At 62.3% G+C, this 15,639-nt stretch carries 18 protein-coding genes; 14 read left to right on the top strand and 4 right to left on the bottom strand.

The genetic code is table 11. The features are described 5' to 3' along the window. Positions 1-675, bottom strand: a complete 675-nt coding sequence (locus HW452_RS03410) for an NUDIX domain-containing protein (protein WP_224104700.1) — start codon at positions 673-675, stop codon at positions 1-3. Positions 676-750: 75 nt separating this feature from the next. After that, positions 751-1,395, bottom strand: coding sequence for a tetratricopeptide repeat protein (locus tag HW452_RS03405; RefSeq protein ID WP_224104699.1), 645 nt, complete (start codon positions 1,393-1,395; stop codon positions 751-753). A gap of 188 nt (positions 1,396-1,583) precedes the next feature. On the opposite strand from HW452_RS03405, the gene greB reads away from it, so the two are divergent. The 4 genes from greB (at position 1,584) to HW452_RS03385 (ending at position 4,296) form a co-directional block, all read left to right on the top strand. Further along, entirely contained in the window at positions 1,584-2,117 is a 534-nt protein-coding gene (greB, locus tag HW452_RS03400) for a transcription elongation factor GreB (protein WP_224104698.1), read from the top strand. A gap of 89 nt (positions 2,118-2,206) precedes the next feature. Continuing rightward, a complete protein-coding gene (locus tag HW452_RS03395; protein WP_224104697.1) occupies positions 2,207-2,566 on the top strand; it encodes an ArsR/SmtB family transcription factor in 360 nt (119 codons plus the stop codon). Next, positions 2,563-2,979, top strand: a complete 417-nt coding sequence (gene arsC, locus HW452_RS03390; RefSeq protein WP_224104696.1) for an arsenate reductase (glutaredoxin) — start codon at positions 2,563-2,565, stop codon at positions 2,977-2,979. The genes HW452_RS03395 and arsC overlap by 4 nt, the downstream gene beginning before the upstream one ends. Positions 2,980-2,985: 6 nt before the next feature. Beyond that, positions 2,986-4,296, top strand: a complete 1,311-nt coding sequence (locus tag HW452_RS03385) for an arsenic transporter (protein ID WP_224104695.1) — start codon at positions 2,986-2,988, stop codon at positions 4,294-4,296. A gap of 49 nt (positions 4,297-4,345) precedes the next feature. Here HW452_RS03385 and HW452_RS03380 read toward each other — a convergent pair whose 3' ends face one another. Together HW452_RS03380 and HW452_RS03375 are read right to left on the bottom strand one after the other, a co-directional pair. Next, positions 4,346-5,335, bottom strand: a complete 990-nt coding sequence (locus tag HW452_RS03380) for a methyltransferase (RefSeq protein WP_224104694.1) — start codon at positions 5,333-5,335, stop codon at positions 4,346-4,348. After that, entirely contained in the window at positions 5,332-6,156 is an 825-nt protein-coding gene (locus tag HW452_RS03375) for a methyltransferase domain-containing protein (RefSeq protein WP_224104693.1), read from the bottom strand. Before HW452_RS03375 ends, HW452_RS03380 begins: the two co-directional genes overlap by 4 nt. Before the next feature lie 215 nt (positions 6,157-6,371). On the opposite strand from HW452_RS03375, the gene HW452_RS03370 reads away from it, so the two are divergent. The 10 genes from HW452_RS03370 (at position 6,372) to HW452_RS03325 (ending at position 15,636) form a co-directional block, all read left to right on the top strand. Continuing rightward, positions 6,372-7,406, top strand: coding sequence for a substrate-binding domain-containing protein (locus HW452_RS03370; protein WP_224104692.1), 1,035 nt, complete (start codon positions 6,372-6,374; stop codon positions 7,404-7,406). An 8-nt stretch (positions 7,407-7,414) separates the two neighbouring features. Beyond that, complete coding sequence (locus HW452_RS03365) at positions 7,415-8,383, top strand: sugar kinase (protein WP_224104691.1); 969 nt, start codon at positions 7,415-7,417, stop codon at positions 8,381-8,383. Positions 8,384-8,412: 29 nt separating this feature from the next. Continuing rightward, positions 8,413-9,393, top strand: a complete 981-nt coding sequence (locus HW452_RS03360; protein WP_224104690.1) for a 2-hydroxyacid dehydrogenase — start codon at positions 8,413-8,415, stop codon at positions 9,391-9,393. Positions 9,394-9,608: 215 nt separating this feature from the next. Continuing rightward, positions 9,609-10,607 carry a TRAP transporter substrate-binding protein gene (locus HW452_RS03355; protein WP_224104689.1) on the top strand — a complete coding sequence of 333 codons (999 nt, stop codon included), beginning with the start codon at positions 9,609-9,611 and terminating at the stop codon, positions 10,605-10,607. After that, positions 10,607-11,149, top strand: a complete 543-nt coding sequence (locus HW452_RS03350; protein ID WP_224104688.1) for a TRAP transporter small permease — start codon at positions 10,607-10,609, stop codon at positions 11,147-11,149. The genes HW452_RS03355 and HW452_RS03350 overlap by 1 nt, the downstream gene beginning before the upstream one ends. Further along, on the top strand, positions 11,146-12,420 hold the full coding sequence (locus HW452_RS03345; RefSeq protein WP_224104687.1) for a TRAP transporter large permease: 1,275 nt from the start codon (positions 11,146-11,148) through the stop codon (positions 12,418-12,420). Before HW452_RS03350 ends, HW452_RS03345 begins: the two co-directional genes overlap by 4 nt. 54 nt (positions 12,421-12,474) lie before the next feature. Beyond that, on the top strand, positions 12,475-13,305 hold the full coding sequence (kduI, locus tag HW452_RS03340; RefSeq protein WP_224104686.1) for a 5-dehydro-4-deoxy-D-glucuronate isomerase: 831 nt from the start codon (positions 12,475-12,477) through the stop codon (positions 13,303-13,305). Positions 13,306-13,335: 30 nt separating this feature from the next. After that, entirely contained in the window at positions 13,336-14,088 is a 753-nt protein-coding gene (gene kduD, locus HW452_RS03335) for a 2-dehydro-3-deoxy-D-gluconate 5-dehydrogenase KduD (protein ID WP_224104685.1), read from the top strand. A 51-nt stretch (positions 14,089-14,139) separates the two neighbouring features. Continuing rightward, on the top strand, positions 14,140-14,928 hold the full coding sequence (locus tag HW452_RS03330) for an IclR family transcriptional regulator (RefSeq protein ID WP_224104684.1): 789 nt from the start codon (positions 14,140-14,142) through the stop codon (positions 14,926-14,928). A 36-nt stretch (positions 14,929-14,964) separates the two neighbouring features. Continuing rightward, positions 14,965-15,636, top strand: a complete 672-nt coding sequence (locus tag HW452_RS03325) for an HAD family hydrolase (RefSeq protein ID WP_224104683.1) — start codon at positions 14,965-14,967, stop codon at positions 15,634-15,636. Positions 15,637-15,639 lie beyond the last annotated feature (3 nt).

The raw sequence follows: 15,639 nt of genomic DNA, 5'->3' as shown, positions 1-15,639 counted from the left end.
TCACTCCTCGTCGTTGTCGCTATGCATGAGCGCTCGCCGTGACCCTGCACGCAACGAGGCACGCTGCCCCGCCAGCCAGTGCAGGCCAATCAAGCACATGGCGTTGTCGAGTCTTCCCTGGTTCAAGAGTTCCCAGGCGGCGGGATACGCCACTACGTGTACGCGAATATCTTCGTGCTCTTCCTCAAGCCCATGGATTCCGCCCAGCTCCCGAGTATCCACCAGCCCGCAGAACAGCGTCACGCGCTCATCGCAAGCGCCGGGGCTTGGGTAGTAGCTGTGCAGCAAGGTCAACGCTCCCACCGTGCAGCCCGCTTCCTCCTGGGCTTCGCGACGGGCGACCTCCTCGAGGGATTCCCCCTGCTCCACAAGCCCCGCTACCAGCTCAAGCTTCCAGGGCGAGACGGGGTCATCGACCGCCCCGGCCCGGAACTGCTCGATGAGCACCAGCGCATCTCGTGCGGGGTCATACAGCAGCACGCCCACCGCATCAAAGCGGCTATGGACTTCGCGGTGCATGGGTCTGCTCCAGCCACCTTCGAACAGGCGGTGGCGAAGCTCCAGAGCTTCAAGTCGGAAAAACCCCTGATAGAGTGTCTTGCGCTCGATCAGTTCAATATCGTCGCGGCCATAGAGCGGCGTGGCCAGCGATGGAGTCTCAGCAATGAATGCCATGCGGCACTCCCAGTAGTCACAATCGTTCCATTATCAATGCTTGCTACCGGGAATGCCAATCTGGCCGGGGCGGGATTACATGCGGCTCAACATGGCCTGAGCATCACGGCGCAGCGCTTCATCGGAAAGCTCGCGCTGGGCACGCGGGGTGCCGTTCACCGCGCGCTCGGCGTGTTCACGGGCCGCCTGGGTATCGCCCTCTTCAAGCAGGAACTCGGCGTAGTAGTAGTTGACGTCGATACCGTCGGGGCGAACCTCAACGGCGCGCTGGAACATCTGCCGGGCCTTGTCACTGCTTCCAAAGCTGATCGGGCGCCCCGGCACGTTGTCGTAAAGCGCCCCCAGCGTGACGTAGGCCGAGCCGTTGCCGCCCTGGGGGTCAAGTGCAATGGCCCGCTCCAGCGCATCGCGCGCATCACCCGCGATACCGAGTGCGCCAAGGCCGCCGCGCTCACGGGCGTAGGACGCCAGGATGATTCCCTGCCAGACCAGCAGTTCGGCCTGATCAGGGTTCTCGCTCACCAGCGCCGTGGCTTCCTCGGACAGGGTCTTCAAGGTACTTTCACGCTGGTTGGCCGGCAGGTCGCTCATGGTGTGTTCCCAGCGATTCTTCAGCGAGAAAAGCTCACTCTCATAGGCCGTGGCCGTTATCGAGGCCAGCGCCAGGGTGCCGCTGAGGGCGGCAGTCATCAATAAACGTGAAACGGGTAGAACGCGCATGACAGTCTCCTGAATTATTTTTATCAGCGTAGCGTTTGCGGGCTGAATCGCCCACCTCGACAATGTAACGAACGTTTGAATGATCCGCTAGTCGCCCTTCGTTATATCCGGCCTTGCCCTCATTTCCAGCTTTGCCCGCAGCGCCTGGATTCACGTAAGCTAGTGGATTGACCCAAGAGAGCTTGCCCATGAAAGGCCGCAACATGACCCGCTGGCGCGACCCGGCCAAGGACCCGCGCCAGGAACCCAAGAGCAATCTGATCACCGCGGACGGCGCCGCCCGGCTGCGCGGCATTCTCGACCATCTCTCGCGAGTGAAACGCCCGGCGCTTTCCACCAAGGTAGGGGAAGCCGCGGCCCTTGGCGACCGTTCGGAGAATGCGGACTACACCTACAACAAGAAAGAACTCAACCGCGTGATCGCCCGCATCCGTTATCTGACCAAACGGCTCGACGAACTGCAGGTGGTGGACCGACTGCCCACAGATACCGACAAGGTCTTTTTCGGCGCGTATGTCAGCCTGGAGGACGATGACGGCAAAGCGCTGGATATTCGCATCGTCGGCCATGACGAGATAGATACCCAGAAACGCTGGATCAGTATCGATGCGCCCATGGCGAAAGCGTTGCTGGGCAAGGCAGTGGACGACGAGGTCACGGTACTCACGCCCAGTGGCGAGACGTTCTATACGGTGACGGCGATTCGTTACGCTGGCACATAGCCAGCCAGACGCGTTCAGCCACCATCCTCCGTTCATAAATATTTGATGAAATGCTTGTCGTTGCTCCATATGTCCATGATACTCGACATATGGAAATAAATATTGCCACGTCTAGTTTCAGCGCGCTTTCCCAGGCAACCCGCCTCGAAGCGCTACGCCTGCTCTTGCGCCATGAGCCCGAGGGGTTGCCCGCGGGCGCAATCGCCCGAAGACTCGGCGTACCCCATAATACGATGTCCACCCACCTAGCCGTGCTTGCCCGTGCGGGCTGGGTAAGTTCGCAACGCGAGAGCCGCTCGATCATCTACCGCGCAAGCCTTGCGCACATGCATCAGGTGCTCGCCTTTCTGATCAGCGACTGTTGCGCCGGCAACCCCTCGCTATGTACCCCCTTGATCGAGACGCTGAATACCTGCGCCTCACCGACCAACCAGGAGCCACCGCCATGATCCCCTTGATCTACCACAACCCCAATTGCGGCACCTCACGCAATACGCTGGCCATCATGCGGGCCTCCAACGAGTCACCGGAGGTGATCGAGTACCTGGCAACCCCGCCCAGCCGCGAGCGGCTGATCGAGCTGTTGGCGATGATGGGCATGACGCCCCGCGAGCTTTTGCGCGCCAAGGAGACACCCTTCAAGGAGCTCGGCTTGGATAATCCGGCACTCGGTGACGCTGAGCTGATCGAGGCCATGCTGGCACACCCGATCCTGATCAATCGCCCTATCGTCGTGACCGCCAAGGGCGCACGACTCTGCCGCCCCTCAGAAGAGGTTTTCGACCTGCTGGCTCACCCCGTCGCATCGTTTACCAAAGAGGATGGCGAGCAGGTAACGCCGTCGTCTCACCAAAGCGAGTAACCCGCTATGCTGGCGATGGCCATCTTTATCGTTACCTTGGTGCTGGTGATCTGGCAGCCGAAGGGGCTGGGCATTGGCTGGAGCGCGCTGGGGGGCGCAGTGGCGGCGCTATCGACAGGCGTGGTGCAACTGGCCGAGATAGCCGTCGTCTGGGAGATCGTCTGGGACGCCACCTTTACCTTCGTCGCGCTGATCATCATTTCGCTGATTCTCGACGAAGCTGGCTTCTTCGCCTGGGCGGCGCTGCATGTGGCGCGCTGGGGTAATGGCCGAGGGCACCTGCTCTTTCCCCTGGTAGTCCTTCTGGGCGCCTTCATTGCCGCCTTCTTTGCCAACGACGGCGCAGCCTTGCTACTCACGCCCATCGTCATCGCCATTCTGCTGCGCCTGAACGTCACGCCGCCCGCTGCACTGGCCTTCATCATCGCGACCGGGTTCGTGGCGGATACCGCGAGCCTTCCGCTGGTGATCTCCAATCTGGTCAATATCGTTACCGCCAACTATTTCGCCATCGGCTTTGATCGCTACGCCCTGGTCATGGTGCCGGTCAACCTGGTGTCGCTTGCCGCCACCCTCAGCGTGCTCTGGCTCGCCTTCGGCCGCCGGATACCACCAAGGTACTCGATGGACAAGCTCGAAGCGCCGCACTCGGCGGTGAAGGACCCGCTGGTGTTCCGAGCCGCCTTTCCGCTCTTGGCGCTGCTGATGGCGGCCTACTTCGTTACCGCCCCGCTGGAGGTGCCCATCGCCTTTGTCACCGGTACGGCGGCCATACTTCTGATGGCGCTTGCCGGGCGCTGGTGGCGCGGCGGCCGCGGTGCGGTCGTATCGGTCAACCAGGCGCTGCGCGGCGCGCCCTGGCAGATCGTATTGTTTTCCATCGGCATGTATCTGGTGGTTTACGGGCTGGGCAATGCGGGCCTGACTGGCTACGGCGTACAGGCGCTCGAGTGGCTTGCGGGGCAAGGCACTATCGTCGCCACGGTAGGCACCGGGTTCATGGTCGCTATCGTTGCATCCATCATGAACAACATGCCGTCCACCCTGGTGGCGGCACTGGCGATCGATCAGGCAACGCTTCCCGCGTTGACCCAGGAGCTCATGATCTACGCCAGCGTGATCGGTAACGACCTGGGGCCAAAGCTCACCCCCATCGGCAGCCTGGCCACGCTGCTCTGGCTTCACGTGCTGGCGCGCAAGGGGTACCGGATCAGCTGGGGGCAGTACATGAAAGTGGGGCTCTTGATCACCCCGCCGGTGCTGTTGGCAACGCTTCTGGCGCTGGTCTTCTGGTTGCCGGCATTACCGGCGAGTTAGGTATATGGCCCTCAAGCACTACTCGCCAGGCAACGCCTCTGAACATGACTTACTTGCTTGCTGCATACACGCGAAAGCGCCGGTTATCGGCCAGCACCTCGAAGCTGCCAAAAGAGCTTTCCAATAGCGCTGGATAAGGCAGAAAGCCGTTGGCGACGATGACAAACTGTCCGCCTCTGGCAAGATGTGCAGGGGCCTTTTGGATCAGACGCTGACTAGGGCCATAGCTGATATCGCGTTCCTGATGAAATGGCGGGTTGCTGATGATCAGGTCGAACGTTTCGTCGTCAAGGGCGCTGTACACATCGCTTTGCAGCACGCGTCCTTCAAGCCCATTGGCCGCTAACGTGCGCCGGGTAGCCTCAACGGCGAAGTCGCTGACATCCACGGCGGTGACCGCATGGCCCTTGTTGGCAAGCCAGGCGCTGATGATGCCATCGCCACAGCCCATGTCGAGTATTCGTCTGGGGGCCTTGGGTAGCTGACCTTCCAGGCTTTCCAGAAGAAGCTGTGTGCCTTCGTCCAGCTTGCCATGACCAAACACACCGGGGTGGCTGACCAATTCAAGTCCCAGGGCGTCGAACGGCTGCCAGGCGGATTGCTCAGCTTCCCTGACTCTTTTTACCGTACGCGTCGCATAAAGCGAGCAGCGCCGGGCGTTATCCAGCTTGTCGCAAGCCATGCCCAGCTCCTCGAGCACCTTGGGCACGCGCTTGATGCCACCGTTGTGTTCACCCACGATCTCGAGCGGCGCGCCTTCGGGCAGTACCTCGCATAGCCACTCCACCCACCAGATGCCCAACTTCAGCGCCTTGGGCCAGAACAGCACCGCACGCTCGAAGGATGCTGAAAGCGCAAAGGGACTGCCGGCGAGCTTGCCGCGCTCGCCCCAGGCCTCGACCACGCTCAAATCCCCGCTTACTGCGCCAAGCGTGTGATCCATCAGCCAGGCGTCGAGCGGCGGCGCGATGGCAAAGTGGTGCGAATAGTCGCTCTGCTGGCGCTCCAGCAACTGGCAGGCGGGTAATTGCGCGCTCATGCGGCCTCCGGTTTGGTCAGTGTGTAAAGCAGATAGCGGCCCAGCCGCCAGTGCGGGTCGTGTCGGCAGTACTGTCTTTCCAGCGCCAGCAGAGTGTCGCGTTCGTCGTCGCTGGTCGGCGGATGGCGCAAGTAGTCCTGAAACACGCGGATGCCCGCTACCTCGGTGATCGCCAGGCGGTTTTCCGCGCTCCACGTCTCGATCTGTGCGTGGGTGACCGGCGATATCGGCGTCAGCCGCTGGCGCTTGCCCATTCCTTCCAGACGGTCGTTCAGCGCCTTTTCCAGATTGCCCTTCACGGCATTGGAAAAACGCAGCGCATCGCGATTGAATACCATCAGACTGAGCTGCCCACCCGGGGCCAGCAGGCTGGCCAGAACGGCAATGGCTGCACGCGGGTCGCCCAACCACTCGAGCACGGCGTGGCAGGTAATCAGCGGCCAGGGGCCGGGAGCTTCATCAATCAGCGCCTGCAGCGGCGCGTTCACGTAGCGAATCGCCTCATGGGGAAGCCCCTTCGCCTCACGGTGCCACTGGCGGGCGTAATCGAGCATGTCAATGGAAGGCTCGGCCATGGTGACCGAATGGCCGCGCTCGGCAAACCAGGCCGCCTGCTGGCCAAGCCCGCCGCCGATATCCAGCACCGGCTGCTGGTCAAGGCGCAGCATTTGCGGCAGCAGGTAATCGAGCATGGCAAGGCGCAACTCGCCGCGCGGCGCCTGATACAGCGAGCGGGAAAACTTGTCGACCAGGCCATCGAAGTAACGATCACCGGCGCCGGTCAGTTCGTAAATGGTGGACATACCGCGACCATCGCTCATGCAAAAGCGCGTAGTTTACCCTGCTCCGACACGGAACGCTTCTCGAGGCAGCTACATCGGGCAGTTTTCCCGCGGTTCGGTGCGATGTAACCACATCGCTATCGATTCGCGGCGAGTTCGCTCTACCACTTTTGGCGATATTGCCAATAAAGAGCGAAACCTCTACCTTGAATGGCAATGGGAACGTTCCCAATTCAATATCATGGATCTTGCCTTTGCCACCCTCTCGCGCCACCCTGATCGAAGTCGCCACGCTGGCAGGAACGTCGAAAACCAGCGTCTCGCGCTTTTTTGGCCCCGAGCGCGACAAGCTCTCGCCCGCGCTTTGTGCGCGCATCGAACGCGCCGCGCATACGCTTGGCTACCGCCCCAACCTGATGGCGCGCGGATTGAAAGGCGGCGGCTCTCGCCTTCTGGGCATGCTGGTTGCCGATATCCGTAACCCGTTTTCCGTGGCGCTGGTGCACGGCGTTGAGCAGGCGGCGCGCGCCCAGGGCTATTCGCTGATCGTGTGCAATACCGACAACGACCCGGTGCTCGAGCAGACCCAGCTGGCAACGCTTGCGGCCTATCAGGTGGAAGGGTTGATCATCAACGCGTCCGGCCAGCCGGAAGCGCCGCTTCAAGCACTGATGCACAGCGGCGTTCCGCTGGTGCTGCTCGATCGTGAAGTGAACCAGTTGAAGGCTGACGTGATCGGCCTGGACAACGCGCAGGCCATCGATATGGCCCTGGAGCACCTGGTTCTCCAGGGCTACCGCTCGGTACTGTATGTCAGCGAATCCCCCACTCAGGCCAGCACCCGCCAGGCGCGACTCATTCGCTTTGAACAGCAGGCAAGGCCGCGCGGGCTGACTAGCCGGACACTGCTGCTGAATAGCCTCGAGCCCGATGCGGTGCTGCCCACCTTGAAAGCCTTTGCCCAGTCCGCGGGCCCGGCAGCCGTGCTGTGCGGCAATGGCAACGTGACGCTGGCGCTTGCGCGCGGCTTTCAGCGCCTCGGGCTTGCCATGGGGCCGGTCGGTTTGATGGGCATCGACGAGCTCGACTGGTGTGCGCTGATCGCTCCAGGCATCACCACGTTGGCGCAGCCAACCGATGCCATTGGCCGCGCTGCAGTCACCTGCCTGCTCAATCAGCTCAAGAGCACGACACCAGCCACCGTCCTCCACCGCCACGCGCCCAGGCTGTGCCCGCGTGGCAGCACGCAGCTTTCATCATTTACACCTGAAGAATCCAACAATCCATGAGTACGCCCATGACCCATAAAACGTCATCCCCTACCATCCTCACCTTCGGCGAAGCCATGGCCATGCTGGTGGCCAATACACCCGGGGAGCTTTCCGGCGTCGAGAGTTTTCACCGCCGCCTGGCGGGTGCTGATAACAACGTCGCCATCGGCCTCTCCCGCCTGGGTTTTCACGTAGGCTGGCTGAGCCGGGTAGGCAACGACAGCCTGGGCCGGTTTATCCAGCAGACTCTGAAAGCCGAGGGAATCGACGATCGCTACATCATCGAGGACGCCGAACACCCCACAGGGCTGATGTTCAAGGAGCGCTCCGAGAACGGCGCCGATCCCAGGGTGGAGTACTTCCGCCGCGGCAGCGCGGCGAGCCATCTGTGCCCGGACGATGCACGGGCCGTCGATTTCGAGACCCTGGATCACCTGCACGCCACCGGCATCACCCCGGCGCTTTCACAAAGTGCGCTGGCGCTGACTCGGCACTTGATGCAAAGCGCTCGCACGAAAGGGGCGAGCGTCTCGTTTGATCCCAACCTGCGCCCGACGCTTTGGGAAAGCGAAGAGACGATGCGCGACACCCTGAACGAGCTGGCGGGCCTGGCCGACTGGGTGCTGCCCGGGCTCTCCGAAGGTCGTCGCCTGACCGGCCAGGACTCGCCGGAGGCCATCGCGGATTTCTACCTCGAGCGCGGCGCCAAAGCCGTCATCATCAAACTCGGCCCGGAAGGCAGCTATTACCGCGGCCGTTTGGGGTCTACATTGGAGAGTTTCACCGTGGCCGGTCAGCCGGTGGCAAGCGTAGTGGATACCGTGGGCGCCGGCGACGGCTTCGCGGTGGGTGCGATCAGCGCCCTGCTCGAAGGGCTTACGCCAAAGCAGGCGCTGGCGCGGGGTAATCTGGTCGGCGCCCAGGCGGTGCAGGTCGTCGGCGACATGGAGGGGCTTCCCACCCGTGAAAAGCTGCAAACCCTCGAGCAGCGCTAACCTATAACGACAGCACGACAGGAGAGAACATGAAAAAACGTATCATCGTCCAGGGCCGGCTGAGCGCCGATCAACGCGCCGAGCTCGCGCAACATTTCGAACTGCTCGATCCCTTGAACTCTTTCGACACCAACGACGAACACGTGCGAACCGTGCTGGGCCAGGCCCACGGCATCATTGGCTCTGGCCTGCCGATTTCAAGCGAGCTGCTCGACGCCGCGCCCAACCTCGAGGTCATCGCGCTGATCTCCGTGGGCTATGACACCGTTCCCGTCGACGAGCTGACCCGCCGCGGCATCCTGCTTTGCAACACCCCGGACGTGCTGACCGAAACCACCGCGGATACCGGCTTCACGCTTTTGATGGCCACCGCCCGACGCGTGGTGGAACTTGCCACCTGGGTCAAGGCCGGCGCCTGGGAGGCGAGCATCGGCCCCGATCTTTACGGCAGTGACGTCAACGGCAAGACGCTCGGCATGGTGGGCTTCGGGCGCATCGGCCAGGCGGTGGCGAGGCGCGGGGCGCTCGGTTTCGGTATGAAGGTGCTCTACTCCAACGCCTCCCCCAAGCCGGACGTGGAGCGTGAGCTGGGCGCCGAGCGCCGCGAACTCGACGCCCTGCTCGCCGAGTCCGACTTCGTCTGCCTGACCGTTCCCCTGACCGAAGAGACCGAAAAGCTGATCGGTGCCGACGAACTCAAACAAATGAAGTCTTCCGCCATCCTCATCAACATCGCCCGGGGCAAGGTAGTCGACGAAGGCGCGCTGATCGAGGCGCTGGAGAACGGCACCATCCGCGGCGCGGGCCTGGACGTCTTCGAACAGGAGCCGCTGGCCGATACCTCGCCGCTCCCCGGCATGGCCAACGTGGTCGCCCTGCCGCACATCGGCTCAGCGACCCATGAAACCCGCACCGCCATGGCCCAGCGCGCGGTGGACAATATTCGCCTGGCCCTTACCGGCGAGCGGCCGATCAGCATGGTCAACGAAGAGTCGTGGAAAACGACGTAGCCGGACTCTATTCATTACCGCCCCTCATTACTCACCACCAGACAAGCGCCTTCGGGCGCTTTTTTTATATCCGACCACGGGTCCAAACCTCGACCAATGTCTCGATTGACCCGACGATCAATCCCGCTAAGCTAATCAGCAATCAAATATAAAAATAACTTTTATATTTGAATAGCGCTTCACAACATCACAATAATGCTATTGGAGAGTTCGTTATGCGCCCTTACCTGTCAGTCATTGCCACCCTTGCCCTGGGAGCCAGCTTCCCCCTCCTTGCCGCGGACTACACGTTCAAGTACGCGCACTCGCAAACCGACGATGCGCCGCGCTCGGAGTCCATGCGTTTCTTCAAGGACACTCTCGAAGAGCGCAGCGACGGGCGCATTGCCGTGGAGCTCTACTTCAACGGCACGCTGGGCAAGGAGGAAGACGTTCTCCAGCAGGTGCAGATGGGTCTCATCCAGGGCTATCGCGGCGGGCTTTTCGCCCAGGCCAACCCGGCTTACCTGATCTACGCCATGCCGTTTCTCTTCGAGACACCGGAAGAAGCCATCGAGGTAATGCAAAGCGAGCTGGGCCAGGGCATCGATGCCGATGCACGCGCCAGCCAGCTGCATATTCCAGTGACCGGCGTGGCCGGGGGCATGCGCCAGCTCACCAATAACGTGCGCGCCGTCAACGAGGTCGCCGACCTGCGGGGCATGAAGATCCGTACGCCGCCGCTGGCCCCTACCCTGCGGGCGTTCGAGGCGCTGGGCGCATCGCCCCAGCAGGTGCCCTATACCGAAACCTATATGGCGCTGCGTACGGGGGTGGTCGACGGTCAGGAAAACCCGCCATCGAACATCGCCGACATGAAGTTCAACGAGGCGCAGGAGTACCTGACACTGCTGAACTGGCAGATCCATCCCGACCCGTTCTTCATCAGCGCTCAGTGGTACGACCAGCTCCCCGAAGAACTACAGGCGCTGGTCGACGACGTGGCGGTGGAAACCATGACGCGCTCCAACGAACTCTGGCTCGCCTCCGAGGCGAACTACCTCGAGACCCTCGGTGAGTCCATGGAGATCAACGAGCTCAGCGATGCCTCGCGCCAGAGCTTCGTCGAGGCGGTAGTACCGGTCTGGGAATTCTTCGTCGAACGCGGCGACTTCAGCCGTGAACAGCTCGATGCGGTGCTGGCCCAAACCGGTCATGGCGAAGGGCAGGAGTAATGAGCCAGCCGCCGTCGCTCCAGGACGTGGCAAGCGATACGCCTGGCATGCGTATCGTTAGACGCGCCGCTGCCCTGCTCGAGAATCTGATCGCCGCGCTGGTGGCGGCGATCTTTCTGCTTTGCTTCACGCTGGTGGTGCTTCGCTATCTATTCGGTATCGGCTTTGCCGGCGCCGAGGAATTGATGCGTTTTCTGTTCGTCTACTCCACCGCGCTGGGCGCCTCCGTCGCCATACTGCGCGGCGAGCACATTCGCATCGGTGTCTTCGTCGAGCGCCTGCCGCCGGCCTGTCTGAAAGCGGTCGATAGCCTGCGCCACCTGCTGGTCGTGCTCTTCAATGCCTATCTTGCCTGGCTGAGTCTTGGCTGGATCGGCCAGGTGGGCCGTTTTCGCTCTGCGGTGCTCGACGTGCCCAACTGGGTCGTGCAGATCAGCGTTCCTGTCGGGGCCGTTCTGGTCATTCTGTTCTCGCTGGCCGTACTGGTCGGTGGAGAACGCCCCGCCACCCGCCGCGACGATGCGCAGGAGGCCCAGGCATGACACTGCTGCTGATCGCGCTCTTCGCGCTCTTGCTGATCGGCGTTCCCATCGCCTACTCGCTGGGGCTGTCGGGGCTACTCTACTTTCTGGTGCTGCAACCCAACCTGATCGGCGTCCTCCCCCAACGCGTGCTGTCGGGCATGGATACCTACACCATGATCGCCCTGCCGCTTTTCATCCTGATGGGGCTGATCATGAACGCCTCGGGGATCACGACCCGCCTGATCGACTTCTGCTTGATGCTCGTCGGCCGTTTTCCGGGCGGGCTTGGTCACGTCAATATCTCGACCTCGATGATCTTCGGGGGTATTTCGGGTTCGTCGGTGTCGGATACCGCCTCGGTGGGCTCGGCCATGATTCCCGAGATGGCGCGCAAGGGCTATTCGACCGAGACGGCGAGCGGCATCACCGTGGCCTCCTCCACCATGGGCATGATCATTCCGCCGAGTGTGCCGATGGTCATCTATGCGGTCACCGCCCAGCAGTCCATCGGCACGATGTTTTTGGCAAGCCTGCTGCCGGGGCTCATGATCGGCCTGTTCATGATGGCCGTCATTGCACTGATGGCGGGTCGTCACGGCTATCCGCGCGCCCATGCGGGGTTGAGCGCCACCGAAAAGCGCCTGATCATCCAGCGTTCGGTACTTGCGCTGCTGATTCCGGTCTTCGTGGTGGGTGCGGTGGTCGGCGGGGTGGCAACGGCCACGGAGTCCGCGGCCATCGGGGTTGGCTACGCACTGTTTCTGGGGCTGGTGGTCTTTCGCAGCCTGACGCTTCGCGAGCTGCCAGCGCTTTTACGCTCGGCGGTCATGACCAGCGCGACGGTCATGATCATCATCGCCATGAGCCAGCTCTACGTCTGGATTTTGACCATGGAGCAGGTTCCGCAACTGCTCGCGGGCTATCTGGGCGCGCTCGAACTTTCGCCCTTCATGCTGCTGCTGGTCGTGGCCATGGCGGTGCTGTTCATCGGTACCTTCGTCGACGTGACCCCGGCCATCCTGCTCATTACGCCGGTGGTGTTGCCGATTCTGGTCGCCGCCGGCATTTCGCCGGTGCAGTTCGGGGTGCTCTTGATCAGCGGTTTGGCCATAGGACTCGTGACGCCGCCGGTCGGCATGTGCCTGAACGTCTGCTCATCGATCACCGGGCTCTCCATCGGCCGTATTTTCCGGGGCGCCCTGCCGTTTCTACTGGCCAACGTGCTGGTCATGCTGCTCGTCGCGAGCGTACCCGCGCTGACCCTGTGGCCCCTCATGTTCTTCTCTTGAGGCGTTTCTCTACCCTTTTTATCGATACCCGCCCATCGAGGCAAAGGAGCTTACATGGACATTCTTCAAGCCGTTCACGAAGATCACTTCAAGACCCTGGATACCCAGGGCCTGCGCGACAAGATGCTGGTGACGCAGATCATGTGCCCGGGGGAGCTCAAGCTGACCTACAGCCATGTCGACCGCATCATCATTGGCGGCGCGGTACCCACGCAAGGTGCGCTCACCCTTGGCGATGGCAAGGAACTTGGCGTCGCTTACTTTCTCGAACGCCGTGAAATGGGTGTCATCAACATCGGCGCCCCGGGGCGCATCGTGGTCGATGGCGAAAGCGTCGCGCTCGGGCGCCATCACGGCCTCTACATCCCCAAGGAGAGCCGCGACGTGCGTTTCGAAAGCGATGACCCGGCCGATCCGGCGCGCTTTTACATCAATTCGGCGCCGGCCCATGTGCGCCTGGCCCTTCGCCATATCCGCCCCGAGGACGCCTCGCCCACGACCCTGGGCGACCCGGCCACGGGCAACGTGCGCACCATCAACAAGTACCTGCACGCCGACGTCCTCGAGACCTGCCAGCTCTCCATGGGGCTGACCGAGCTCGAGGCGGGCAGCATGTGGAATACCATGCCCTGCCATACCCACGAGCGGCGTATGGAAGTTTATTTCTATTTCAACCTGGCCGAAGACGACGTGGTTTTCCATCTGTGCGGCAAACCCGAAGAAAGCCGCCACATCGTGGTCGCCAACGAGCAGGCGGTGATTCATCCCAGCTGGTCGATCCACTGCGGTTTCGGCACGCGTCGCTACACGTTCATCTGGGGGATGTGCGGCGAGAACCTCACCTACGATGACATGGATTTCGTTGCCACTCGCGACCTGCGCTAAGTCAGGTCCCACATTCAGCAAGGAGACGACATGCAGCTTTTTTCTCTCGAAGGCCGTACCGCCATGGTGACCGGCTGCAACAAGGGGCTGGGACAAGGGATCGCCATTGCCCTGGCCCAGGCGGGGGCCGACATCGTCGGCGTCAACCGTAGCGCCGCCACCGAGACCGCCCAGCGCGTCACGGCACTGGGCCGGCGCTTTCACGGCGTCGACGCGGCGCTTGGCCAGGATCGGCCAGAAGACATCGTTGGCCAGGCGCTCGAGCAGGCAAGCCAGATCGATATTCTGGTCAACAATGCCGGGATGATCCGCCGGGCGGACGCGTTGGACTTCACCGAGCAGGACTGGGACGAGGTGATCGACGTCAACCTGAAGTCGGTGTTCTTCTTGAGCCAGTGCATCGCCCGACATCTACGCGAGCGTGAAAGCGGTGGCAAGATCGTCAATATCGCCTCACTGCTGTCGTTTCAGGGCGGCGTACGCGTGCCCTCCTACACGGCCAGTAAAAGTGGCCTCATGGGGCTGACTCGCCTGCTGGCCAACGAGTGGGCCGCCCACGATATCAACGTCAACGCGATCGCCCCGGGCTACATGGCAACGGACAACACCCAGGCACTGCGGGACGACCCGAAGCGTCACGACGAGATCCTCGGGCGCATTCCCGCCGGGCGCTGGGGCACGCCGGAAGATTTGGCCGGCGCTGTGGTATTCTTGTGCTCCGACGCGGCGCGCTACGTACACGGCCATACCCTGGCGGTGGACGGTGGTTGGCTTGCCCGCTAGGACGAACACCCAAAGGCCCCCGCCGATAAAACGACGATGAAAGGAAGCGGCATGAAGGACAAGGCGGAGACCCATTACCACGCGCCTGCATTGGAAAAGGGGTTGGATATTCTGGAGCTGCTTGCCCAGTCCTCCCAACCGTTGAGTACCCAAGTGATCGCCGAGCAGATCGGGCGCAAGACCAACGAGATGTATCGCATGCTGATGGTGCTGCGCGATCGCGGCTACGTGGTCATGGATGAAAGCGGCAGCCGCTACCAGCTATCGCTCAAGATGTTCGAGATGGCACATCGCTTCCCGCCGACCAAGCGTCTGGTACAGGCGGCCATACCCCGCATGGAAGCACTATGCCACGATATCTCGCAATCCTGCCATCTGAGTGTGCTACGCCCCGGCTACCTGCTGGTCGTCGCCCAGTACGAGAACCCGGACAAGATGGGGTTCAGTCTGCGCCTGGGCGCTCAGATCGACATCTGGGGCTCCGGCTCCGGCGCGGTAATGCTCAGCTTTCTCGACGACGCGCGACGCGAGCGCATGCTCGAGGCCAGCGGCGCTACGGATGAAGAAGCCAGGCGCACCCGCGCGCTTTTCTCCACTATTCGCCATCAGGGTTACTTCGTGGGCCCGAGCCCCCAGGTGCAAGGCTTGACCAACATCAGTTTCCCGGTATTCGGCGTGCACGAGTCGATCGAAGCGGTCATCACCATTCCCTACCTGACCCTGATTCCCGAAGCCATGCACCGCGACGTGCCGGACATCGAGCGCTGTCGGGCACTGCTCGGGGAGCTCGCGGCGGCCCTTTCCGAGGACATCGGCGGCGCAGCGTATAGCACTTCCTGATAGGATAGAACCTTTACTCATGTGACCGAGGCCGCGATGAACTCCCCCCTGTGTTTACTCTTCGACTCCGACGGCACGTTAGTGGACAGCGAGATACTGCTGGCCGAGGTCATGGGCGAGCTGCTGCCCGAGTTCGGCCTGCCCTTCTCGGCACGCCAGTACATGGAAGAGTTTCGTGGCGTGCGCTTCAAAACCGTCGTCAATACGCTGGAGGCGCGCTTCGAGACACTTTCATCTACGCGCTTCGACGCTCTGGAGTCGGACATGCGCGCGCGCATGGAAGCGCGGATGCGCGCCGAACTCGACCCCATCGAGGGCATGCCAGCGGCGCTCGAGGCGCTCGGCGACTACCCCAAGGCCGTGGTCTCCAACGGCCCGGAGCGCAAGATTCGCTGCGCGCTGGAAAGCACCCGGCTCGAGCACCACTTCGCCGGCAATCTGTTCAGCGCCTACACGCTGAACGTCTGGAAACCCGACCCCGAGCTCTACCGCAAGGCCGCCGCCGCGATGGGCTTTGCCCCCGAGCGGTGCGTGGTCATCGATGACGCCGCCGTTGGCGTGCAGGCGGGGCTCGCCGCAGGCATGAACGTCGTGCACCTCAACCACTTTCCCGAGGAAGAGACGACGCCAGAAGGCGCGGTCGAGATTCGTCATGCCCGCGAACTGCCCGGCGTTATTGCCGGGTTGAGCAGAAAGACCGCTCGTTAGCAC

The sequence above is a fragment of the Vreelandella aquamarina genome (assembly GCF_020075495.1).
Classification (GTDB): Bacteria; Pseudomonadota; Gammaproteobacteria; order Pseudomonadales; family Halomonadaceae; genus Vreelandella; species Vreelandella aquamarina_A.
This window is presented reverse-complemented; position numbering and strand designations above follow the sequence as displayed.